This window comes from Bacillus cereus group sp. MYBK95-2 (assembly GCF_051915225.1).
Lineage (GTDB): Bacteria > Bacillota > Bacilli > Bacillales > Bacillaceae_G > Bacillus_A > Bacillus_A cereus.
In genome coordinates, this window is sequence record NZ_JBQAEH010000013.1 from 1 (window position 1) to 21,980 (window position 21,980).

Genomic DNA, 21,980 nt, shown 5'->3' on the forward strand with positions numbered 1-21,980 from the left:
AGCGTTCATCCTGAGCCAGGATCAAACTCTCCAATAAAGTTAGTTTGTCTAGCATCTAAAATAAAAATTGACGTTTCACGTTGTTTGTTTCGTTCAGTTTTCAAAGAACTAAAAGCGGGTGAAGAGAATCGAACTCTCGACCAGAGCTTGGAAGGCTCTTGTTTTACCACTAAACTACACCCGCGTGGTCGGGAAGACAGGATTTGAACCTGCGACCCCCTGGTCCCAAACCAGGTGCTCTACCAAGCTGAGCCACTTCCCGTAATTGGCGCGCCCGAGAGGAGTCGAACCCCTAACCTCTTGATCCGTAGTCAAACGCTCTATCCAATTGAGCTACGGGCGCTTATTCATGATGTTTTTTTCGTCGTTGTAATTTGGCGACTCAATTATCTTATCATACTACATTTTCAAATGCAAGCACTTTTTTAAGATTTTTTTGATGCGGCCGAGAGGACTTGAACCTCCACGGGGTTTCCCCCACTAGGCCCTCAACCTAGCGCGTCTGCCGTTCCGCCACGACCGCGTGGAAAAAACAAAAGTGAGCCATGAAGGACTCGAACCTTCGACCCTCTGATTAAAAGTCAGATGCTCTACCAACTGAGCTAATGGCTCGTAAATGGCTGGGCTAGCTGGATTCGAACCAGCGCATGACGGAGTCAAAGTCCGTTGCCTTACCGCTTGGCTATAGCCCATCGAAATAATTATCTTCTTTCCAAAGACAAATGTTATTGTAACATAATGTCCAATAAAAAACAACTGCTATATAGCAGAAGTTAAAATGGCGGTCCCGACCGGGGTCGAACCGGCGATCTCCTGCGTGACAGGCAGGCATGTTAACCACTACACCACGGGACCATTTGGTTGCGGGGACAGGATTTGAACCTGCGACCTTCGGGTTATGAGCCCGACGAGCTACCGTGCTGCTCCACCCCGCGACAATACTATTCATATAAAATTATATGGTGGAGGATGACGGGATCGAACCGCCGACCCCCTGCTTGTAAGGCAGGTGCTCTCCCAGCTGAGCTAATCCTCCGAAGTGGTGACCCGTACGGGATTCGAACCCGTGTTACCGCCGTGAAAGGGCGGTGTCTTAACCACTTGACCAACGGGCCAATATGTATGGCAGAGAAGAAGGGATTCGAACCCTCGCACCGCGTTAGCGATCTACTCCCTTAGCAGGGGAGCCCCTTGAGCCACTTGGGTACTTCTCTGTATGGCTCCGCAGGTAGGACTCGAACCTACGACCGATCGGTTAACAGCCGATAGCTCTACCACTGAGCTACTGCGGAATAATGAAGACAATTTGTATCTTATAAAAATTCTCTCTGTAAGTCAAGAAGTTTTTAACAACATCTTGTTCAAACGTGACATGTTTATAATATACTGGATTGCGTTTTTACTGTCAAGATGTTTTCGATATCGGTTTGAGTTTCCCTTTACACTTTCCACAGACATATCTTTTTATATTTATTTGACGCCTTCTTACATATTGAAGTGAACACTCCATACATTCATACTTATAAATCTTTTTTTCCTTCTCTTCATTAATCATTCGTTTACAAAAACGTGGTGCATCAACTTTCTTTAACAACTCACGAAAATCCCTGTCCCTGTGCTTATACCCTCTTCCTGCAATATGTAAGTGATAATGACAAAGCTCATGTTTAATAATCCCGACTAACTCTTCTTCACCATACAATTCGTAATATCGATAATTCAGTTCGATATTATGACTCTTCAATAAATAACGCCCACCAGTTGTACGTAATCTATTATTAAACACCGCTTTATGTAAGAACGGCATCTCAAAGTATTGTAGTGACACTTCTTCCACTAGTCGCTGAATTTCTTGCTCATCCACTCTCATTCCTCCTAAACAAAAAAATATTTTTACACTTTTCTCCCTTCTTATACATATATTAAATAGTACATATACCCATCCTCATGTAAGAAGCGTGGTTTCTAAAAACAAAACATGAATAGAAATCCACTCACCAACCTCTCATCAATAGCATTTTAGATTTTTGAGAGCAGGATTAAACAAGGAGGGATTCCTATGCCTACGTGGCTAAAAAAACAAATGCAACGTGCATATTTCGAAAAAAACCGGTATCAAATTAAGTTATTAAATGAATGCTGGTTTTATTATAGCAAAATACATCAAAGCTCATAATCCATTACACTTTTTATTTCATAAAAAAAGAGCAGTTTCATCTGCTCTCTTCTCTTACTATTCAATCGGCAACATAGATAGTGCAACGCGTCCTTTTTTTGTATCAATATCATCTACCCATACTTTTACAATTTGCCCTACTGATACAACATCTAACGGATGCTTTACAAACTGTTTGCTAAGTTTAGAAATATGTACTAAACCATCTTGCTTTACACCAACATCAACAAAAGCACCAAAATCAACAACGTTACGAACTGTTCCTTCTAGTTCCATACCACGTTTTAAATCTTCTAATTTCAAAATCCCTTTTTTCAAAAGTGGTTTAGGCAACTCATCCCTCATATCTCGTTCAGGACTAATAAGCGCATCTATAATATCAACTAACGTCGGCTCCCCAACTCCTGTTTCTTGAGATAACTTAGAAATCTCTACTTCTTCCAATCTCTTTTGTAATTGCGGTTGTCCTACGTCATCTATCGATAACCCTAGACTCTTCAATAACAATTCAACATTTTTATATTGCTCTGGGTGAATACCTGTTCGATCTAATGGATTCGCTCCTTCTAGTATACGTAAGAAACCTATACATTGTTCATAAGTCTTTGCACCTAAACGTGGGATTTTCTTTAATTCCGTGCGCTTCGTGAATTTCCCATCTTCTTCTCTCTTTGCTACAATATTTTTCGCAACAGTTTTCGATAAACCTGAAACATATTGTAACAATGCAACCGAAGCCGTATTTACATTAACCCCAACTTGGTTAACAGCTGTTTCTACTACAAATGTTAATGACTCATTCAGTCTCTTTTGAGATACATCATGTTGGTATTGTCCAACCCCAACTGATTTAGGATCAATTTTCACAAGTTCAGCAAGTGGATCTTGCAGACGTCTCCCAATAGAAACGGCACTTCTCTCTTCAACTTGTAAATTTGGGAATTCCTCACGGGCTAAATCAGAAGCTGAATATACACTAGCACCCGCTTCATTTACAATAATATAAAAGACATCTCGGTTCACACTTTGTAATACATCTACTATAAACTCTTCTGTTTCTCTAGATGCTGTCCCATTACCAATTGCAATCATTTCAACTTGATATTTATCTATAATAGAAAGAACTTTCGTTTTTGCATCATCATATTTACGAACAGGTGGATGCGGATAAATAACATCGATATGTAGTACTTTCCCCGTATCATCTACTACAGACAATTTACAACCAGTTCTATATGCCGGATCTACCGCTAGCACGACTTTCCCTTTCATCGGAGGTTGTAATAATAAGTTACGTAAGTTCTCAGAGAAAATATGTATTGCTTGTTCTTCAGCTGTTTCTGTTAATTCTTTACGAATCTCTCTTTCGATTGAAGATTGAATTAATCGTTTATAACCATCTTCAATCGCTAATTGTACATAATGTGCACTTTTCGAATCGTTATCACGAATTACTTTCTTATTTAAGAAGGTTACTATCTCATCTACTGGCGGAACAACAGCAACTCTCAATATATCTTCTTTCTCGCCACGATTCATTGCTAATACACGATGTGGTACTACTTTTTGCAATGGTTCTTCATAACTGTAATACATTTCATATATATTCTTTTCATCTTTTTCTTCATCTTTCACGGAAGAAGACATAACACCTTTTCTAAAAGTAACATTTCGAATCCAACTACGATACGCAGCTTCATCTGAAACCATTTCTGCAATAATGTCTTGTGCACCTTGTAAAGCTTCTTCTGCAGATTGCACTTCTTTCTCTACATTAATAAATTCCACTGCCTTTTTAGCCGGATCTTCTTTCTTATATAACAATAACCATTCAGCTAATGGTTCTAATCCTTTTTCTTTAGCAACTGTCGCTTTCGTTCTTCTTTTCTCTTTATATGGACGATATAGATCTTCTACTTCTTGCAACTTTGTAGCTTTAACAATTTGCTGTCGTAGCTCTTCTGTCAGTTTCCCCTTCTCATCAATAAGACGAAGAACTTCTTCCTTCCTATCTTCAAGTTGCATCATATATTGCCATCTCTCTAAAATCGTACGAATTTGCACCTCATCTAAAGAGCCTGTCCATTCTTTTCGGTAACGAGCAATAAATGGAACTGTGTTACCTTCTTCTGTTAATTGAATAACATGACGAACTTGCTTTTCGGTAAAGCCTAATTCTTTCACTAACATTTTCATTAACGCTTGTCGATTATCTACCATTTCCATATACAACCGTAACCTCCTCTATAATAAAAAAAGTTGCCCTTCAAAGAGAGCAACTTAAACTGCCGATTTAAAAATCTATTAGTCCTAAACTAATTTGTAGCGCTTCATCTACACGAATCATCATCACTTCATCTAAGTGAGTGATTTTGTCCGTTAAGCGCTGCTTATCGATTGTTCGAATCTGCTCAAGTAAAATAACAGAATCTCTCTCAAAACCGTACTTTTTCGCATCAATTTCCACATGAGTGGGTAATTTCGCTTTTTGAATCTGTGCAGTAATAGCCGCTACAATCACCGTTGGACTAAAACGATTTCCGATGTCATTTTGAATGACAAGAACCGGACGAACGCCTCCTTGCTCAGAACCAACAACTGGGGAAAGGTCTGCAAAATACACGTCGCCGCGTTTTACAATCAAAATATTACCCCCCGCTAACTAAGCGTTCTACTGTATGAGCTGCTTCATACTCTGCTAAGAAAGCTTCAGATGCAATACCAAGATTAATTTTTCCCATTTCAATGTACCCACGTCGCATTGATTCATGTTGGTAGCGTTTCTTCGTCTTATGTTGACGCAATAACAATTGTGTTGCCTGGCAAATTAGTTCATGGCGATTCTTATTCTCTTGTTTTCCAATTCCGTCCAATTCCGTTACCATTTGCTTTGGCAACCGAACCACGATTTCAGTAGTTACACTTGATTCGGACACAAAAATACACCTCCACCGTCAACTACACACCCAAATATATATATGACACCTATTGTAATAATACCATTGTATGGAGCCTGTTGCAAAGACTTCCTTATTCCTTGCTTATGTTTTCCAATTCACAAACAAAACATTCATCTTCTTAAATTTTTTATCTCATAACTAACTAAAAACAATAGAACTCCTCTTCAAAACTTACGTGCAACTTATATAAAAAATGATTATAAGTAAAAAGCTTCTCATCAAAAAGAGCTTATTATCCAGCAATGAACAGTCACTCCAATGACAAGAAGCAATCATACTACCTTCTATATATTGTTCAAGTAATTAATTATCTCTACAACCTTACCATTCCGTATAAATATTCTCGGCACACGGAAACTGATCGTTGCAATAATTTCATAATTAATAGTCCCTGAGTATTCCGCAACCTCTGTAGCGCTAATATACTCATCTCCTTGCCTTCCAATAAGCGTAACTTTCGTACCAAGTGGCACTTCACAAGGAAGATGAATCATGAACTGATCCATTGTTACTCGCCCTACAATCGGTACCCTTTTACCATTTATAAGCACTTCAAATCCTTGTAACCTCCTAAGCCACCCATCTGCATAGCCAATCGCTACAGTCGCAATCCATTCTTCAGTTTTCGTTCGGTAGGTGACGTTATAACTAATTCCATCACCTTTAATTACCTGTTTAATATGAGCGACTTTCGTATGAAGTGATAGCGCCGGTTCTAATTCAAATGGTAAAAAAGGACGTATTTCTACAGAAGGAGATAATCCATACATTGCAATCCCAATTCGCACTGCATTAAATGTAATCCCTTGAAAACGTAACGTCGCAGCACTATTAGCTGTATGAACAAACTTAGGATCCACTCCGAATTCTTTCAACCAACTTAACTGCTCTAAGAACGTGTTATATTGCTTATCAAAATACGAAGTCTCAACTTCATCTGCCGTTGCAAAATGCGTGTATACTCCTTCTAACTCTAAAAACGGTGCACCCTCTAAACTCTTTAAAAATTCTTTTAGCTCTTTTCTTTCACGTATTCCAATTCTCCCCATACCACTATCAAAGTTAATATGGAATTTCATTACAGATGAACCATCCCAAAGTTTAATTGCTTCGTCCACCCATTCTTTTTGAAAAACCGTTAGCGCTACATCATTTTCAGCAGCTACATTTACATCACGCGGCGGCGAGGGACCTAACACTAAAATCGGCTCAGTAATACCAGCCCTCCGAAGCACTAAAGCTTCATCTAAAAAAGCAACAGCTAACCTTGTTGCACCTGCTTCTAATGCCGTTTTAGCCACCGGTACATAATCGTGCCCATATGCGTTTGCTTTAACTACAGCAAAAATCTCTACATTACTTGGGATGAACTCTTTAATATGTGTAACGTTGTTATAAATGGCATCTAAATCCACTTCCACCCAAGTGTCACGGTAAAATGGTGCTTCTTCCATAAATACACTTCCTTATACACGATATGCGAAGCTTATTCTTTTATATGCTTCTTTTATGAAATCCACCTTCAAACTAAGAAAAGACGTGGTGCACATATATCACCACGTCTAAGAAGTTTACTTCACCTGCTTCGCTGTAACTGAACGAGCAACCATTAACAGCTCCTTCGGCTCTAAACCTTTAGACACGAGCATATATTCTACTCCGTTATGCGACCACGTTACAGAGTCTTTCGTTAATGCACCAATCGTAAACCCAAGATCAACTGGTTCTCCACTTACACTTACCGCTGATGATGCCTCTGCAACTTTTGCCTTTTCTTGTATTAAAGTAAAGGATTTCTTATTTCCAGTGTATGTGAGTATCGCACGCTTGCCACTGTCTGTCTTCAACTCTTTTTCATCTTGCAGAGTCATACCTTGTGGTGTATCAAGTGGATACAAAATAGCAAACGGTTTGTCTTCTTTCGCTGTTGTTTGAACATCTACCTGCGCTCTAGACATATTTTGTTTCGTATCAAATGCACCTTTATCAAATTTCGCATCGAATTTCACTTTAGAGAAATCTACTTTCACAAGAACATTTTGATCATTATCCATTAACTTCACTGAAACTGGAGTCAAGTCGCTCTTATTCAATGTAATCTCTTGTCTCGGCAACATATTTTGATGTTGATAGTTTGTTTTTGTTTTAAAAATATAATACTTATCTGTTTTCTCAAAAGTAAGGTTTTTCTTGTCCTGCAAAATATCTCTTACAAGTGATTCATATAAATAAGCCTGGCTACTATTTTGCGGCCAATCACTTTGAAAACGGAAGCTCTTATTAAGTGCTGGCGTTAATACAAATACACCTTCTTCATTTCTCAAAATAATTTGGCTCTGATCTTTTTTTGCATTTTTTAAATTCACACGATAAAAAGACGGTTCCTTGTGCCAAATCTCTACGTTATACTCTTGAGGCTCATTGCCTGTTTTAATAGATAATTTTGCCTCAGCTTGATAACTTTTCATCCCTTTTACTTTTGATTCTAAATCTCTCACGACATCATCTTGCTTCTTTTCCATACAACCCGCCAACACAAAAACGGTCAACAAACCGACAAGAACTAAAAACAGACGCCTTTTCATCAATTCAGCCCCTTTGCCCCTATAAATGAATGGAAGATGTACCTTCCTTATCGCTACCTCAAATATATGAGACAAAGATATAAAATATGCAGACTAGCGTGACAAGCTTTCTAAAACAACTTGAGCAACAGCAAATTCCTTACTATGACTAATTGATAAATGAACAATATACTCTGTACTTGTAATCAGAATTGGCTTACCTCTTTCATCATTTTTCACTTCAATATCTAAAAAACTCACTTCTTTTCCGATACCAGTACCTACAGCTTTTGAATACGCCTCTTTCGCTGCAAACCTTCCAGCTACAAACTCTGTAAGGCGACTTCCTTTCAGCTCCATAGCAACATTACGTTCATTTTCCGTTAAAATACGTTCCATAAATTTAAGCTTTCCATCTAGCATTTTTTCAATACGATTTAATTCAATAATATCGATACCAATCCCTATAATCATTTCAAAATCCCCTTCTTCTATTTAACTTTCTTCTTTCATATTGATAAGAATAACAGAGAATCTTTCTGATGCAAAAGGGGTGATAGTAACCGTATGCTAATAAGATCCACTCATATTTCTTTACAACCGACTATTCTTACCTTACTGCTTATTCATTTAGTCATGATGATATTAGGCGACTTTTTTCTCTTACCACTGGCAGCCTCTAATGAATATATCGCGAAAGGAGAATGGTGGCGTGTCATAACTTCTCTTCTCGTACACGTAGACTTACAACATTTTCTTTCTAATAGTATTTTTTTGTTTGCTCTTGGTTCTTCTATCGAAAAGCAACTCGGACACTTTTCTTTTTTTATTCTATTTTTTCTCTCTGGAATTTCTGGAAATATTTCTTCTTATATTATTATGCCGCTTGAATATATTCACGCAGGTGCATCAGGTGGTATTTTCGGACTATTAGGTGCACAGTTATTTTTATTGTACAATCGATACCGCTCTTCAAAACCAAAAGAAATTGCCATTTTCTCAATTATGATACTTCTATTACTGCTATTTACTTTCTTTAACCCTTCTGCCAATCCGATCAGTCATTTAACAGGTTTAATAACCGGTGGCATTTTAACCCCTTTTTTAACAAAAAAAAACGATGGTGCAAAGCTTATTTAATATAAAAGCTTGCACCATCGATAATTTCTACATCTACTTGTTCACTTAAATCTCTCATTAATTGAAATAAAGACTCATCCTTCATCTTCGCCTCAATCATACAATCAATTTGCGGAACACTTCCCTTTATCCTTCTTAAAAAAGATAAAAATGCGTCTACATTAATATAATCTGCATGAGCTCTTGGATCTTTTCCCTCTCTAGGGCTAGAGATATGCATTTTAATCGGCAACAAAGACGTTTCCCACGTATGAACAACACGTGCCCAATCTTCATACCAATCTTCTTGCTCATTATTCATCATATGGTGATGCAAGTCAAATACGACGGGAATATCTAATTTTTCTCCTAAATATAATGTTTCCTCTAACGTAAAGGTTGTATCATCATTTTCTAATATAATCATTTCTTGAATACCCCTTGGGACATTCGACCAATTCTCTATAAAGCGCTCTAATGCAAGTTCTTTATCTTTATATCCTCCTCCAACATGCAGTACACATCGTTGCTTATGTTCAATCCCCATGCCTTTTAATAATTTTTTGTGCATCTGCAATGTTTTTACAGATTGTTTAAAAACACTCTCTTCAGGTGAATTTAGTACAACAAAATGATCTGGATGGAAATCAATTCTCATATTCATATGAACTGCATATTCACCTAGTTTTTTTAAATTTTCTTTTAACGGACGAATATAGTTCCACTCTAGCAATTCCTCATGATTCGCTAAAGGAATGAGCTTTGAACTGAGCCGAAAGAAAGATATGTCATGCCCTTTATTATGCTTTAATAAACGTAAACAATTTTCTAAATTGGAATTAGCAATTCTTTCAAGCTTACGAATTGCAGCATCACGATCATCTAATTTCTGAAACTGTGCATACGTCATCGTTTGAGATGGAGATGCATTCTTCAAATGCACACTCATCGCAACGTAACCAAGCCTTACAAGCATATAACAGCCCCTTTTCTATCATAACTATTATGTAGTATGCACAATTATAGAAATAAAAAAAGAGAATGCCCGCAAAGGGCATTCTCTTTTTTTTATTAAGCTTGTGGACGGCTATGATGTTTTCTTTCGCCGCGTCCATTTGAAGAACCAGGGCGACCTTGACCTTCACCTCTACGACCACGACTACCACCATCACGATTACGATCGCGGTTACCATCACGATTGCGATCACGGTTTCCGTCACGATTACGTCCATCACGGTTACGGTCACGATTACGTCCATCGCCACCGCCGCGTCCATCACGACTACGATTACGGTTACCATCACGGTATCCGCCTCCGTTACCGCCGCGTTTTTTAGAACCGCCGCCTCTTGAAACAACAGGTGGTTCTGATGTTAAAGCGATCGGAGTTGTATCCGGCTCTTTAGTCATCATTTTTAAAGCAGCAGCTACTACTGTTACAGAGTCATTTTCTTCTAACATTTCTTCTGCAATACGCTTGTAGTATGCTAAGTTTTCATTTTCAATTGTGCTTTGAAGCTTTTCAGCGATTAAACGTTGTTGACCTTCTAATGCCTCGTCAAGTGTCGGTGCATCCATACGGTCCATTTTACGTTTTGTTGTACGCTCGATATTTTTTAATTGTCCTGATTCACGTGGTGTTACAAATAGCATTGCAATACCTTTTTTACCTGCACGACCAGTACGACCGATACGGTGAACGTATGATTCTGGATCTTGTGGAATATCGAAGTTATATACGTGCGTTACGCCTGAAATATCAAGACCACGCGCAGCAACGTCTGTTGCAACAAGAACTTCAATAGAACCTTCTTTAAATTTACGTAATACAGACATACGTTTCGCCTGAGTTAAATCACCGTGAATACCTTCTGCAGCATAACCACGTAAGTTTAATGCTTCTGATAATTCATCAACACGACGCTTTGTACGACCAAATACGATTGCAAGCTCTGGAGATTGAATATCTAATAAGCGTGTTAACACGTCAAACTTTTTCTTTTCTTGCACTTCTAAATAGAACTGCTGAATGTTTGGCATTGTTACTTCTTTTGCTTTTACTTTAATGTGTTGAGGCTCAGTCATGAAACGCTCAGCAATACGGCGGATTGGATCCGGCATTGTCGCTGAGAATAGTAATGTTTGATGTGTTTCTGGCACATCTGTTAAAATTGCTTCAATGTCTTCAATGAAGCCCATGTTTAACATTTCATCCGCTTCGTCAAGAACAACTGTCTCTACGTTTTGCAGACGAAGTGTTTTACGGTTAATATGATCTAAAATACGACCCGGCGTACCAACAATAATGTGTGGGTGTTTTTTTAGAGCACGAATTTGGCGGTTAATATCTTGACCACCATAAATCGGTAAAATACGAACGCGTTTATGCTTACCAATTTTGTATAATTCTTCTCCAACTTGAATTGCTAATTCACGCGTTGGCGCGATAACAATACCTTGAACCGATTCTTTATGTGTATCCACTTTATCTAATAGTGGTAATCCGAATGCTGCTGTTTTCCCTGTACCTGTTTGCGCTTGTCCAATAATATCTTTACCTTGCAATGCATGTGGAATTGTTTCAGCTTGAATTGGTGTAGCCTCTTCAAAGCCCATACTTTCAACAGATTGCAGTAAAGAATCACTTAATCCTAATTCTCGAAATGTTGTCAATGTTACTTCTCCTTTTCTATCCTATACTTATCATTTAAAAAAAGGCGTTTTCCGAATTTGCGGAAAAGCCCTTTTCCTGAATGCTCACGTATATAAACGGGCGTATATTCTTCACGAAAATACTTCTAAACGTTATTACACTTTATCAATTATAAGTTTTGTATGTGTAAAAAGCAAACCCAACTGTTACCTTATTTTCATATTCAGAGTTTTTTTCTTCACTTTTATTTTTTTATATTTACTGTAAGCGCTTATTATAAGTTTCTTCTATTTTCGTAACTATCATCCCTATTTATATACACCAATTATTTCAACATCGTAATTACTTCTTCTAATTTCATACCGCGAGATGCTTTTATTAATACAACATCTTTCACATCGACTACTGCTTGTAAATCTTTTACTAACTCTTCTTTATTATCATACGCCTTTACACGTTCATTAGGGAAATTAATTTTTGCTCCTTCAGCAATTTGAGCCCCTAATCTACCGTATGTGAATACATGTGAGATTTTTGCTGGATCGATTAATTTTCCTACCTCATAATGGAACTGTACTTCTTGATCTCCAAGTTCTAACATATCACCGAGCACAACGATTTTTTTAGCAAAACCATCTAAACCATTCATTAAATGGAATGCTGCTTCCATAGCCGTCGGGCTTGCATTATAAGCATCGTTGATAATTGTTAAACCACTATTTGTTTTCACAATTTCCATACGCATGCCCGTCATTTGAAGTGTTACTAAACCTTCTTTCATCTCTTCCCACGTTACACCAAAATGTTTCGCAATTGCCATTGAAGCAAGTGTATTATACACATTATGTTTTCCTAACACCGGTAAGTAGAATGAAATATTTTCATCTCTATTCATTTTGAAATGTGTCCCAGTTGCTTGTAATGTTACAGTCGTTGGATAATAATCGTTTGCTCTTGCATCACCAAACGTAACCGTTTCTGCTGCTAAATTCATTCCAGGAACACGATTCGTTAATAAAGGCTCATCTCCGTTATATACGAACACGCCACCTTCTTGTAATCCTGTAACAATTTCTAATTTCGCTTCAGCAATTGCCTCACGAGATCCTAAATCCATTAAATGTGCCTCACCAATATTTGTAATGATAGCTGCATTAGGACGAGCTAACTTAGATAAGAATTCAATTTCGCCTCGGCTTGACATACCCATCTCTAATACTGCTACTTCTGTATTTTCTTCTAAGTTTAAAATGGTAAGAGGTAATCCGATATGGTTATTGAAGTTCCCTTCTGTTTTTTGCACTTTGAATTTAGTCGCAAGAAGACTTGTTACAATATCTTTCGTAGATGTTTTACCGTTACTACCCGTTACACCTACAACTTTAACATCCAATTGATCGCGATAGTTTTTCGCTAACATTTGCAATGCCGATAGCGTGTCTTCTACAAAAATAACCGGGAGATTCTCAGGTGGATTCGCTACATCTTTCATCCATAATGTAGCCACAGCTCCATTTTCAACAGCTTTATCTACAAAAGCATGTCCATCGAAGCGCTCCCCTTGAATCGGAACATACAAGTTTCCTTTTTCAATTTTTCTCGTATCAATAGACACGCCTTGAATAGTAATTCCCTCATATTGCTCTGCTAATTCAGTACCATTTACCATCTGTTCCACTTGCTTTAACATTCGCTTTATCATATATAAACGCTCCTTACATAGAGGAAGCACTATTCCTATGAATAGTGCTTCCTCCTTTTTTGTTAGATTGTATATTTAATTTTTTGTTTTTCTTCGTGACGTTCAATCGCTAAACGAATTAGCTCTTCGATTAATTCTGGATATGGTAACCCAGTATGTTGCCATAATAGAGGGAACATACTGAACGGTGTAAATCCTGGCATTGTGTTTACTTCGTTAATATACACTTCTCCATCTTTCGTTAAGAAGAAATCAGCTCGCGTTAAACCTGCACCGTCTAATGATTGGAATGCAATAATCGCATCACGCTTAATTACATTAGATTCTTCTTCTGTCATTTCAGCTGGAATAATTAGCGCCGTATCACCATCGATATATTTCGACTTATAATCATAGAAGTCCTTTTTCGGAACGATTTCACCTACAACTGAACATTTCGGCTCATCATTACCTAGTACCCCAACTTCTACTTCACGACCTACAATATTTTCTTCTACAATAATTTTGCGATCAAATTGGAATGCCTCTACAAATGCATCCTCAAGTTCTTCACGATTTTTACACTTATTAATACCAACACTTGAACCAAGGTTCGCTGGTTTTACGAAGCAAGGATATCCTAACTTATCTTCTACTTTAGAATAAGCTTCCTCACGATTTTTTTCCCATGCACTACGAATGAAGGATGCATATTTTGCTTGTTTTAAACCAGCCTCTGCAAAGATGTTTTTCATAACAACTTTATCCATACCAGCAGATGATGCTAGAACACCATTTCCTACATAAGGGATATTCATTAATTCTAATAGTCCTTGAACCGTTCCATCTTCACCGTTTGGTCCATGTAGTAATGGGAAAATAACGTCAATAGCGTTCTCCTCAGAAGCTGCAGATGGGATAATTTCTGTACTTAATGATAACGGAGAAATCGCATTTTCTGCACCGCTCATTTTTAAAGCTTCAACATCTGTTACTTCACCTTCAATACGCTCACCGCGTACCCATTGACCTTGTTCAGTAATATAAATTGGATGAATCTCGAATTTATCTTGATTTAACGCTTTAATAGCAGCAAGAGCCGTCTGTAGCGAAACTTGATGCTCAGCTGATTTTCCACCATATAATAAACCTAATTTAATTTTCGTCAATGAAATCACCCTAACCAATTGTTTTCATTTTTCTATTTTAGCACTTTTTATAAAAATAGGTAGTTCCTATTTGAAATAAAATGTAACTTCCATAAATAATTAAATAACATCACTTATTGGTTTTTCATTTCATTTTCTATATAACTACACAAAATAAAATGGCAATCTAATCTAGTTATGTACCTAAAATATGTAGAAATCCCCTTTTTTGTGTATGTCACCTATTCACTAAGAAGATTGTTTGGTTAGTGTGTCTTTTTGCCTTTGCTCCACAAGGCGATCTAAAGAAACATATACAATACCTGCAACTACACATCCTACAGCTAAAATTGTAAATAGAAAGTGACCAAGTAATCGATCTAATAAAAAACCGCCCAAAAGTGGACCAAATGCGCTTCCTGTAATCCACTGCAAACTTGCAGCTCCCATATAAGTCCCTCTCAAATGCTCAGGGGCCAAATTTGCTACAAATGTCATCTGTACAGGCGACATAATCATCTCACCTAACGTATATATAGCATAAACGAACAGTAGTATTATTAAAATAATTGTAGCATTTGTATTAAATTCTCCAAACCACTTCGGTAACCACCCTATAAAAAATAATCCAATCCCGAATAAACATGCACCATATAACATCGTCTTCCCGACCGGTTTATCCGTAGCCCATTTTGAAATTTGAAACTGGAATAAAACAACTAATAGTCCGTTTAACGCCATTAAATATGGATATGGATTATTCGTTCCAAAAATATGCTTCATTTCATTATCAAAATGTAGTGGCAACATGCCTTCGGTTTGAGAAAACCCCATCGAAATGATAATGCCTGCTAATAAGTAAATCATTAGTACCTTATCTCGCATTACAATTTTCCAAACTGCCCCAGTTTCCTTTTCTTTATGTTCTTCCTTATCTGTCCTTTTTGGCATCGTCTCTTGAATAAGAAGTAATACAAGTAACGCATAAAATAGCATTGTAGAAGAGGCAATAATAAACACAAGGTTCTTTGACAACACAACTACTGATGCTCCCATTATCGGACCAATCGCAGCACCTATATTGTGTCCCATTCGTAATAAACCATATGCCTCTGTTCTTTTTTCTGGTGCCGTTACATCCGCGACCATAGCTGATGCAGCTGGATGAAATAAAGAATTACTCAACCCTAAAAAAATAGATAAAATTGCATATGGAATAAATCCTTCTATAAATAGAAAACCGAGCATTAATAATGCATTACTTGCCATAGAAAATATCATAATAGGCTTTCTTCCATATATGTCAGCAATTCTCCCTCCTATAAGTGATCCAAAACTTGCAGCAATTGGAGAAAGCGCCATAATAACCCCAACTTCCAACAACGAATCTACCTTATCTTTTAAATATAATGCAAAAAAAGGCATTAACATCATCATTGCAATTCCATTTAACGTCTCTCCAATAAATCGAATCCATACGTTACGGTCCATCTCCCTTAACTCACGCCACGTATTTTTCATCATTTCACCCCTTTAGTTAGCCAACAATTATCTTATAATAAGTTCAGAAAAATGTAAATTTTCAAATAAAAAAATCCATTCTAACAGAATTAGAATGGATTTTTTCACTTATAAATTTGCAACATCTTCTTCTTTTTTACTATTATTTAAAGCACTATGTTTTCGGCTATATAAGAAGTAAACCGCTATACCAATAACCATCCATATCCCAAAACTAATCCATGCTGTCCCCGATAATTGAAGCATTAAGTATAAACAGAAGATCACTGTTAATGCTGGTAAAAATGGTACAAGCGGAGCCTTAAATGCCCTTGGTAAGTCTGGATGTGTTCTTCTCATTACGATTACCGCAACAGCTACGAGTGCAAATGCTGACAATGTCCCCATATTTACAAGATGTGCTAAAACATTTAAATCTATTAATCCTGAAATCAGTGCCGCAATAATTCCCGTTGTCCATGTATTTAAAAATGGCGTTTTAAATTTCGGATGAACTTTAGCAAGACGTTTCGGCAGTAAACCATCTCGGCTCATCGCATAAGAAACACGAACTTGCCCATACATCATAACTAGCATTACTGTTGTAATCCCTGTAATTGCTCCTACTGAAATTACCCCCGCTAAACCATCTTGTCCAATAAATTGAAGTGCAAAAGCAACTGGATCTGATATATTTAGCTGTCCGTATGGAACAATTCCTGTCAAAATAAGCGAAACAACGATATAAAGAACTGTACAAATTAATAACGATGCAATAATACCAATTGGTAAATCACGTTGCGGACGTTTCACTTCTTCTGCCGCTGTTGAAACTGCATCAAATCCTATAAATGCGAAGAATACTGTAGCCGCTCCAGCCATTACACCATCTAAACCAAATGGCATAAAAGGCGTCCAGTTTTCAGGTTTCACATAATTAAAACCAGCAAAGATAAAAATAAGAACAACTGCTATTTTAATAAATACCATAATGTTATTTACTCGTGCACTTTCACGAACACCCCTAGATAAAAGAACTGTCATCACTAAAATAATTAGAACTGCAGGTAGATCAATTATTCCACCCTTACCTGTACCAGGAGCCGAGGAGAGAATAGTCGGAATATGAATTCCAAACCCCTTTAATAAAGATTGAAAATATGCAGACCAACCGTTCGCTACAGCAGATGTAGCAAGTAAATATTCCAGCATTAAGTCCCAGCCAATTAAAAATGCGAATACTTCCCCCATCGTCGCGTATGTATACGTATACACACTGCCCGAGACAGGAACTGAAGAAGCAAATTCAGCATAACAAAATGCAGCAAAGGCACAAGCTAGAGCGGCAATCGCAAATGATAATATAATAGCTGGCCCAGAATGTTTCGCTGCCACAACACCCGTTAGAACAAAAATACCAGTTCCAACAATTGCTCCGATTCCAAGCATAGTTAAATCTAGCGCGCCCAATGTTCTTGCTAACGTTTTTTGCTTACTTTCTTGCATTAACTTTGCAATTGGCTTCTTTTGAAAAATTTGCTTCATCTTTCACTCCTCCAAGTTTTAAATTTTCTGAAAATTTTTAATTCGCTTTTTTATTTTACTCATTACGCTTTTCCTAGTCAATACTTTTGTCGAAACAAGTAGAAATTCTTCTGAATATGCACAATCCTTATTATTCTTTCTATATATCTTTCCATTATTTTTTTGGTATTATTATACATGTCGATTCCGTGAAAAAGGCATGCCCCCTTATTGAGAGCATGCCTTTTTACTTATTTCACAGTATATGAACCTTGTTCAATCCAGCTATACATATACTTTTCATCTTCTGTTTCATGTGCTTGTTTTACAATACGAAGCGGACGGAATGTGTCTATCATAACAGCTAATTCAAGCGTCTCTTTCTTCCCTATACTTGCCTCTGTTTTCCCCGGATGCGGTCCATGGGGAATCCCGCTCGGATGAAGTGTAATAGAACCTTCTTCCACACCTTTGCGACTCATAAAGTTTCCTTCTACATAGTAAAGAACTTCATCACTATTAACATTACTATGATAATATGGTGCCGGAATTGACTCTGGATGATAATCGTATAAACGTGGTACGAAAGAGCAAATAACAAAATTATGTCCTTCAAATGTTTGATGTACTGGCGGTGGCTGATGAATGCGCCCTGTAATTGGTTCAAAATCCTCTACATTAAATACCCACGGATATAAATAGCCATCCCATCCCACAACATCTAACGGGTGGTGTCCTAAAACATGTTTATGCATATAGCCTCTTGATTTTGTCATTACGACAAACTCGCCTTTTTCATCATATGTCTCTAATTTTTCTGGACCACGAAGATCTCTTTCACAAAACGGACTATGTTCTAACAATTGTCCGTATTCATTTCGATAACGACGCGGCGTTGTAATTTGGCTATTCGCCTCTACAACAAGAAACTTAGTCTCTCCTTCATCTGGAATAACACGATAAATCGTTCCAATTGGGATCGTTACATAGTCGCCTTTTCTATAGTGAATCGTTCCAAACATCGTTTCAATTTTCCCTGTTCCATAATGAACAAATAACATTTCGTCGCCATCACCATTACGATAGAAATAATCCATTTTTTCTGTTGGACTCACTACTCCAATTAATAAATCTTCATTTCCAAGTATGAAATTCCGTCCACTTATTGCATCACCACTTTTTTTACTTTCTTTCGTTCGAAAGTGGCGATGAGAAAGAGCAACATCCTCTTCATACTGCAACTGACAAGAATGCGATAATGCAGAATGACCTACTTCTGTTGGCATATAATGATGATACAAAATAGACTGCGTACCAGAAAAACCTTTTGTTCCCATTACCTGTTCACGATAAAGCGATCCATCTTTTTTACGAAATTGTACATGTCGTTTATGAGGTAGTTCTCCCATGTGACGATAAAACATGCCCATCACCCGCTTCCTTTTCTTTTTTGATCGTATTACGTAGTGTACCTAAACCAGTAATCGACAGTTCTACAACATCTCCATCTTGTAGCCACTCTTCTGTACCCAGTTCTAAAATACATCCTGTTCCTACTGTCCCAGAACCAATCACATCTCCTGGATATAACGTAACGTCCTCTGAAGCACGTTCAATCATTTCAGCAAATGTATAATAAATATCTTGGAAGTTTCCTTTTGATAATAGTTTTCCATTTACATGAGCAGTCATTTCTAAATTATATCGATCACCATTACGATAAACGTCTAATTCCTCTTTCGTAACAAGATGTGCTCCTAAAGAAGTTGCAAAGTCTTTTCCTTTCGCTGGACCGAGACCTACTTTCATTTCTGTTGCTTGTAAGTCTCTCGCACTCCAGTCGTTCATAATACAATAACCAAAAATATATTCCTCTGCTTGCTCACGAGAAATATTTCGCCCTTCTTTTCCCATTACGCAAGCAATCTCCAACTCATAATCAAGCTTTTTAGACTTTTTCGGACCAATTACAAAATCACCGGAACCAATTACAGCACGATGATTAGTAAAATAAAAAACCGGAATATCATACCATTCGGGCACAACATCTAATCCTCTTCGTCCGCGAGCTGTTTTTACATGTTGTTCAAATGCGTAAAAATCTCGAATACTACTCGGATTAGGAAGAGCAGCTGTCAATTGTACTTCTTCTAAAGCATATATACCCTTATTTGGATTCTTAATATTCCGCACTACTTCTACATACTCATCCGCTTTCTCTAAAAAAGCCATCATAGAAGAAGGGATTTTCCCTTCACTAGCAAGATTCATATCTATTACTTTGTCACCTTCAAGCCATCCAGCCCGTAGTTCTTTTGAAGGAAGACAAAATGTAACAAATTTCATCCTGATTCCTCCTTATAAAAATGAAATTTCCACCAGCAAAGGGACTTTTGCTGGTGGATATAAATCTTATAAGTTTCCGCGACGCTCTTGTTCTCTTTCAATTGATTCGAATAACGCTTTAAAGTTTCCTTCACCAAATCCACGAGAACCTTTACGTTGAATGATTTCAATAAATAAAGTCGGGCGATCTACAATTGGTTTCGTAAAGATTTGTAGTAAGTAACCTTCATCATCACGATCTACTAAAATCTTTAATTCTTTTAACTTATCAATTTCTTCATCGATTTTTCCAACTCGTGCAGTTAACTCATCATAATAAGTATCAGGTGTATCTAAAAACTCCACCCCATTTGCACGAAGCGCTTCAACTGTTTTAACAATATCACTTGTTAATAAAGCAAGATGTTGTACACCAGCTCCATTATAGAATTCTAGATACTCTTGAATTTGTGACTTTCTCTTTCCGTCTGCTGGTTCGTTAATAGGAAACTTAATACGACTTCCATTCGTCATAACTTTCGACATTAACGCCGAATACTCTGTACTAATATCGTCATCATCAAAATGAATCATTTGTTTAAAGCCCATAACATTCTCGTAATAACTAACCCACTCTTCCATTTTTTCAACATTACCAACTACATGATCAACAGCAATTAAACCAGACTCTTCAAATGGAATATTAAATTCTACCTTTTGGAATCCTGGCATAAATGCCCCTTTATAATTTTTACGCTCTACAAGCGTATGAATTGTATCACCATACGTACCAATAACTGCTTTTTTCAATGTACCGTCCTCATCTGTTAATTCCTGCGGTGGAGCAATTGCGACGGCACCACGTTTCACTGCTTCTGAGTATGCTTTATCAACATCATCAACAAGTAGTGCCACATCCTTCACGCCATCACCATGAGTCTTTACAAACTCTGCAATACGATTTTCACTACTTAAAGCTCCAGACACAACGAAACGCATATTTTTTTGCACAAGAACATAAGATACCTTTTCACGGTTTCCAGTTTCTAATCCAGAGTAAGCCACAATTTTGAATCCGAACGCTCTCGCAAGATAATAACTCGATTGCTTTGCATTCCCTACGTAAAATTCCAAATGATCTACATCACGTACTGGAAAAAAGTCCTCCATTTGTGCAGCTAGCGTATCCATAGATTTTTGTTTCATAATATCTTCATCCCCCTGTAAATAGATTAAATGGTCCATACTTAAAACCAACCGAAAACGCTTCCAACGTTAATTAATAGAAATTAGTTAGCAAGCTAACAAATTCTGACCTTTAAAATTTTCTATCTTTTCTGTCAAATTCCTCTTTTTTTCTTACATATAAAATTCGACTTTTTTCTCTTTGAAATAAAGCGGGATTTTATTCAGTGGATTTTTGATTATTCGTTGAATCAAGTTTCAACCGCAACGTTTAATTAGCCATGCATGCTGGATAATGAGGTAACTTTAATACTTGAGGGGATATAAGAAGAATATAAAAAAGACTCCAACATATTAACTACTTACTAATACGTTAGAGTCTTTATTTTTTTTGAATGATTGTATTTATATATCTCATACTAATACATTTGCAAGGAATAGAATAAATGATGTTAATATTACCGCTCCACCTAAGGATCCTAATAAATCTATTTTTGTTACTTGAAACACTTGTTCACTGTTCATATCCCTCATTCTCCTTCCTTTTTTGTTTGATTTAAAACTTCTATTATACTAATACACTTGATAAAAATACGATTAATGCTGTTAATACTACCGCTCCACTTGCTGATCCTACGAAGTCACCTTTTGTTACTTGTAATACTTGCTCTTTCATATCTTTCATTCTCCCTTCCTTTTCTTTTGTTACAAAGCTTCTATTATACTAATACGCTTGATAGAAATACGATTAACGCTGTTAATACTACTGCTCCACTTGCTGATCCTACGAAGTCACCTTTTGTTACTTGTAATACTTGCTCTTTCATATCTTTCATTCTCCCTTCCTTTTCTTTTGTTACAAAGCTTCTATTATACTAATACGCTTGATAGAAATACGATTAACGCTGTTAATACTACCGCTCCACTTGCTGATCCTACGAAATCACCTTTTGTTACTTGTAATACTTGCTCTTTCATATCATTTATCCTCCCTTCCTTTTCTTTTGTTACAAAGCTTCTATTATACTAATACGCTTGATAGAAATACGATTAATGCTGTTAATACTACCGCTCCACTTGCTGATCCTACGAAATCACCTTTTGTTACTTGTAATACTTGCTCTTTCATATCATTTATCCTCCCT

At 37.1% G+C, this 21,980-nt stretch carries 23 protein-coding genes and 12 tRNA genes; 2 read left to right on the forward strand and 33 right to left on the reverse strand.

The features are described 5' to 3' along the window. Positions 1 to 113 precede the first annotated feature (113 nt). The 13 genes from ACTFN4_RS27245 to ACTFN4_RS27305 form a co-directional block, all read right to left on the reverse strand. Positions 114 to 184, reverse strand: a tRNA-Gly gene (locus ACTFN4_RS27245). A gap of 1 nt (position 185) precedes the next feature. Continuing rightward, positions 186 to 262: transfer RNA gene (locus tag ACTFN4_RS27250), tRNA-Pro, on the reverse strand. Positions 263 to 266: 4 nt separating this feature from the next. Beyond that, positions 267 to 343, reverse strand: a tRNA-Arg gene (locus ACTFN4_RS27255). Positions 344 to 440: 97 nt separating this feature from the next. Beyond that, positions 441 to 523 (reverse strand) — tRNA-Leu (locus tag ACTFN4_RS27260). A 16-nt stretch (positions 524 to 539) separates the two neighbouring features. Continuing rightward, positions 540 to 612 (reverse strand) — tRNA-Lys (locus tag ACTFN4_RS27265). A gap of 5 nt (positions 613 to 617) precedes the next feature. Further along, positions 618 to 692: transfer RNA gene (locus ACTFN4_RS27270), tRNA-Gln, on the reverse strand. Positions 693 to 779: 87 nt separating this feature from the next. After that, positions 780 to 855: transfer RNA gene (locus ACTFN4_RS27275), tRNA-Asp, on the reverse strand. A 3-nt stretch (positions 856 to 858) separates the two neighbouring features. Beyond that, a tRNA-Met gene (locus tag ACTFN4_RS27280) sits at positions 859 to 935 on the reverse strand. 25 nt (positions 936 to 960) lie between these two features. After that, positions 961 to 1,036, reverse strand: a tRNA-Val gene (locus tag ACTFN4_RS27285). A gap of 4 nt (positions 1,037 to 1,040) precedes the next feature. Beyond that, a tRNA-Glu gene (locus tag ACTFN4_RS27290) sits at positions 1,041 to 1,115 on the reverse strand. Between the two features lie 8 nt (positions 1,116 to 1,123). After that, positions 1,124 to 1,214, reverse strand: a tRNA-Ser gene (locus tag ACTFN4_RS27295). A gap of 3 nt (positions 1,215 to 1,217) precedes the next feature. Further along, positions 1,218 to 1,292 (reverse strand) — tRNA-Asn (locus ACTFN4_RS27300). 113 nt (positions 1,293 to 1,405) lie between these two features. Further along, entirely contained in the window at positions 1,406 to 1,864 is a 459-nt protein-coding gene (locus ACTFN4_RS27305) for a SprT family protein (protein ID WP_000344234.1), read from the reverse strand. A 195-nt stretch (positions 1,865 to 2,059) separates the two neighbouring features. On the opposite strand from ACTFN4_RS27305, the gene cmpA reads away from it, so the two are divergent. Continuing rightward, on the forward strand, positions 2,060 to 2,176 hold the full coding sequence (cmpA, locus tag ACTFN4_RS27310) for a cortex morphogenetic protein CmpA (protein ID WP_001143642.1): 117 nt from the start codon (positions 2,060 to 2,062) through the stop codon (positions 2,174 to 2,176). Positions 2,177 to 2,233: 57 nt separating this feature from the next. Here cmpA and ACTFN4_RS27315 read toward each other — a convergent pair whose 3' ends face one another. The 6 genes from ACTFN4_RS27315 to acpS form a co-directional block, all read right to left on the reverse strand. Beyond that, positions 2,234 to 4,402 carry a Tex family protein gene (locus ACTFN4_RS27315; protein ID WP_000426242.1) on the reverse strand — a complete coding sequence of 723 codons (2,169 nt, stop codon included), beginning with the start codon at positions 4,400 to 4,402 and terminating at the stop codon, positions 2,234 to 2,236. A 67-nt stretch (positions 4,403 to 4,469) separates the two neighbouring features. Next, positions 4,470 to 4,820 (reverse strand): type II toxin-antitoxin system endoribonuclease NdoA, encoded by a 351-nt coding sequence (gene ndoA, locus ACTFN4_RS27320; RefSeq protein WP_000635963.1) that lies wholly within the window; start codon positions 4,818 to 4,820, stop codon positions 4,470 to 4,472. 4 nt (positions 4,821 to 4,824) lie between these two features. Then, positions 4,825 to 5,112, reverse strand: a complete 288-nt coding sequence (locus tag ACTFN4_RS27325) for an antitoxin EndoAI (protein ID WP_000004570.1) — start codon at positions 5,110 to 5,112, stop codon at positions 4,825 to 4,827. 308 nt (positions 5,113 to 5,420) lie between these two features. Further along, on the reverse strand, positions 5,421 to 6,590 hold the full coding sequence (gene alr / locus ACTFN4_RS27330) for an alanine racemase (protein WP_000390615.1): 1,170 nt from the start codon (positions 6,588 to 6,590) through the stop codon (positions 5,421 to 5,423). Between the two features lie 117 nt (positions 6,591 to 6,707). Further along, the gene (locus ACTFN4_RS27335; protein WP_002004297.1) at positions 6,708 to 7,658 is read right to left on the reverse strand and encodes a LolA family protein; all 951 of its coding nucleotides are present in this window, start codon (positions 7,656 to 7,658) and stop codon (positions 6,708 to 6,710) included. Positions 7,659 to 7,814: 156 nt separating this feature from the next. Further along, positions 7,815 to 8,174: a holo-ACP synthase gene (acpS, locus tag ACTFN4_RS27340; RefSeq protein WP_000583416.1), complete on the reverse strand. Its 360-nt coding sequence runs from the start codon at positions 8,172 to 8,174 to the stop codon at positions 7,815 to 7,817. A gap of 93 nt (positions 8,175 to 8,267) precedes the next feature. Between acpS and ACTFN4_RS27345 the strand changes: the two genes are divergently transcribed. Beyond that, positions 8,268 to 8,840 carry a rhomboid family intramembrane serine protease gene (locus ACTFN4_RS27345; protein ID WP_000908523.1) on the forward strand — a complete coding sequence of 191 codons (573 nt, stop codon included), beginning with the start codon at positions 8,268 to 8,270 and terminating at the stop codon, positions 8,838 to 8,840. Here the strand turns inward: ACTFN4_RS27345 and uvsE are convergent. The 14 genes from uvsE to ACTFN4_RS27415 all read right to left on the reverse strand — a co-directional run bounded on the left by uvsE (position 8,833) and on the right by ACTFN4_RS27415 (position 21,964). Further along, on the reverse strand, positions 8,833 to 9,795 hold the full coding sequence (uvsE, locus tag ACTFN4_RS27350) for a UV DNA damage repair endonuclease UvsE (RefSeq protein WP_000961166.1): 963 nt from the start codon (positions 9,793 to 9,795) through the stop codon (positions 8,833 to 8,835). The two genes, ACTFN4_RS27345 and uvsE, sit on opposite strands and share 8 nt — an antisense overlap. 95 nt (positions 9,796 to 9,890) lie before the next feature. Continuing rightward, the gene (locus ACTFN4_RS27355; RefSeq protein WP_000206592.1) at positions 9,891 to 11,492 is read right to left on the reverse strand and encodes a DEAD/DEAH box helicase; all 1,602 of its coding nucleotides are present in this window, start codon (positions 11,490 to 11,492) and stop codon (positions 9,891 to 9,893) included. Between the two features lie 305 nt (positions 11,493 to 11,797). Beyond that, on the reverse strand, positions 11,798 to 13,174 hold the full coding sequence (murF, locus tag ACTFN4_RS27360) for a UDP-N-acetylmuramoyl-tripeptide--D-alanyl-D-alanine ligase (protein WP_000595957.1): 1,377 nt from the start codon (positions 13,172 to 13,174) through the stop codon (positions 11,798 to 11,800). Between the two features lie 62 nt (positions 13,175 to 13,236). Beyond that, on the reverse strand, positions 13,237 to 14,322 hold the full coding sequence (locus tag ACTFN4_RS27365) for a D-alanine--D-alanine ligase (RefSeq protein ID WP_000161427.1): 1,086 nt from the start codon (positions 14,320 to 14,322) through the stop codon (positions 13,237 to 13,239). A gap of 228 nt (positions 14,323 to 14,550) precedes the next feature. After that, positions 14,551 to 15,822: an MDR family MFS transporter gene (locus ACTFN4_RS27370; protein ID WP_000799723.1), complete on the reverse strand. Its 1,272-nt coding sequence runs from the start codon at positions 15,820 to 15,822 to the stop codon at positions 14,551 to 14,553. A 108-nt stretch (positions 15,823 to 15,930) separates the two neighbouring features. Continuing rightward, positions 15,931 to 17,346: an amino acid permease gene (locus ACTFN4_RS27375; protein WP_000809361.1), complete on the reverse strand. Its 1,416-nt coding sequence runs from the start codon at positions 17,344 to 17,346 to the stop codon at positions 15,931 to 15,933. Positions 17,347 to 17,576: 230 nt separating this feature from the next. After that, on the reverse strand, positions 17,577 to 18,749 hold the full coding sequence (locus ACTFN4_RS27380; protein ID WP_013141710.1) for a homogentisate 1,2-dioxygenase: 1,173 nt from the start codon (positions 18,747 to 18,749) through the stop codon (positions 17,577 to 17,579). Beyond that, positions 18,715 to 19,671: a fumarylacetoacetate hydrolase family protein gene (locus ACTFN4_RS27385; RefSeq protein ID WP_000673988.1), complete on the reverse strand. Its 957-nt coding sequence runs from the start codon at positions 19,669 to 19,671 to the stop codon at positions 18,715 to 18,717. The genes ACTFN4_RS27380 and ACTFN4_RS27385 overlap by 35 nt, the downstream gene beginning before the upstream one ends. Positions 19,672 to 19,737: 66 nt before the next feature. Continuing rightward, positions 19,738 to 20,856 carry a 4-hydroxyphenylpyruvate dioxygenase gene (hppD, locus tag ACTFN4_RS27390; RefSeq protein ID WP_000810922.1) on the reverse strand — a complete coding sequence of 373 codons (1,119 nt, stop codon included), beginning with the start codon at positions 20,854 to 20,856 and terminating at the stop codon, positions 19,738 to 19,740. A 393-nt stretch (positions 20,857 to 21,249) separates the two neighbouring features. Then, complete coding sequence (locus tag ACTFN4_RS27395; RefSeq protein WP_001083689.1) at positions 21,250 to 21,360, reverse strand: DUF3948 family protein; 111 nt, start codon at positions 21,358 to 21,360, stop codon at positions 21,250 to 21,252. Between the two features lie 43 nt (positions 21,361 to 21,403). Further along, positions 21,404 to 21,511, reverse strand: a complete 108-nt coding sequence (locus ACTFN4_RS27400) for a DUF3948 family protein (RefSeq protein WP_000664237.1) — start codon at positions 21,509 to 21,511, stop codon at positions 21,404 to 21,406. A 43-nt stretch (positions 21,512 to 21,554) separates the two neighbouring features. After that, entirely contained in the window at positions 21,555 to 21,671 is a 117-nt protein-coding gene (locus ACTFN4_RS27405) for a DUF3948 family protein (protein ID WP_000654250.1), read from the reverse strand. 34 nt (positions 21,672 to 21,705) lie between these two features. Continuing rightward, positions 21,706 to 21,813: a DUF3948 family protein gene (locus ACTFN4_RS27410; protein WP_000664237.1), complete on the reverse strand. Its 108-nt coding sequence runs from the start codon at positions 21,811 to 21,813 to the stop codon at positions 21,706 to 21,708. A gap of 43 nt (positions 21,814 to 21,856) precedes the next feature. Next, positions 21,857 to 21,964: a DUF3948 family protein gene (locus ACTFN4_RS27415; RefSeq protein ID WP_000664237.1), complete on the reverse strand. Its 108-nt coding sequence runs from the start codon at positions 21,962 to 21,964 to the stop codon at positions 21,857 to 21,859. Positions 21,965 to 21,980: the final 16 nt, after the last annotated feature.

Coding starts and splice junctions, on each gene's coding strand:
- ACTFN4_RS27380 (WP_013141710.1), bottom strand. CDS start 18,749: ATGTTTTATCGTCACATGGGAGAACTACCTCATAAACGACATGTACAA.
- ACTFN4_RS27410 (WP_000664237.1), bottom strand. CDS start 21,813: ATGAAAGAGCAAGTATTACAAGTAACAAAAGGTGATTTCGTAGGATCA.
- ACTFN4_RS27375 (WP_000809361.1), bottom strand. CDS start 17,346: ATGAAGCAAATTTTTCAAAAGAAGCCAATTGCAAAGTTAATGCAAGAA.
- cmpA (WP_001143642.1), top strand. CDS start 2,060: ATGCCTACGTGGCTAAAAAAACAAATGCAACGTGCATATTTCGAAAAA.
- ACTFN4_RS27405 (WP_000654250.1), bottom strand. CDS start 21,671: ATGAAAGATATGAAAGAGCAAGTATTACAAGTAACAAAAGGTGACTTC.
- hppD (WP_000810922.1), bottom strand. CDS start 20,856: ATGAAACAAAAATCTATGGATACGCTAGCTGCACAAATGGAGGACTTT.
- ACTFN4_RS27385 (WP_000673988.1), bottom strand. CDS start 19,671: ATGAAATTTGTTACATTTTGTCTTCCTTCAAAAGAACTACGGGCTGGA.
- ACTFN4_RS27400 (WP_000664237.1), bottom strand. CDS start 21,511: ATGAAAGAGCAAGTATTACAAGTAACAAAAGGTGACTTCGTAGGATCA.
- ACTFN4_RS27415 (WP_000664237.1), bottom strand. CDS start 21,964: ATGAAAGAGCAAGTATTACAAGTAACAAAAGGTGATTTCGTAGGATCA.
- ACTFN4_RS27370 (WP_000799723.1), bottom strand. CDS start 15,822: ATGAAAAATACGTGGCGTGAGTTAAGGGAGATGGACCGTAACGTATGG.
- uvsE (WP_000961166.1), bottom strand. CDS start 9,795: ATGCTTGTAAGGCTTGGTTACGTTGCGATGAGTGTGCATTTGAAGAAT.
- ACTFN4_RS27395 (WP_001083689.1), bottom strand. CDS start 21,360: ATGAACAGTGAACAAGTGTTTCAAGTAACAAAAATAGATTTATTAGGA.
- murF (WP_000595957.1), bottom strand. CDS start 13,174: ATGATAAAGCGAATGTTAAAGCAAGTGGAACAGATGGTAAATGGTACT.
- alr (WP_000390615.1), bottom strand. CDS start 6,590: ATGGAAGAAGCACCATTTTACCGTGACACTTGGGTGGAAGTGGATTTA.
- acpS (WP_000583416.1), bottom strand. CDS start 8,174: ATGATTATAGGGATTGGTATCGATATTATTGAATTAAATCGTATTGAA.
- ACTFN4_RS27315 (WP_000426242.1), bottom strand. CDS start 4,402: ATGGAAATGGTAGATAATCGACAAGCGTTAATGAAAATGTTAGTGAAA.
- ACTFN4_RS27335 (WP_002004297.1), bottom strand. CDS start 7,658: ATGGAAAAGAAGCAAGATGATGTCGTGAGAGATTTAGAATCAAAAGTA.
- ACTFN4_RS27345 (WP_000908523.1), top strand. CDS start 8,268: ATGCTAATAAGATCCACTCATATTTCTTTACAACCGACTATTCTTACC.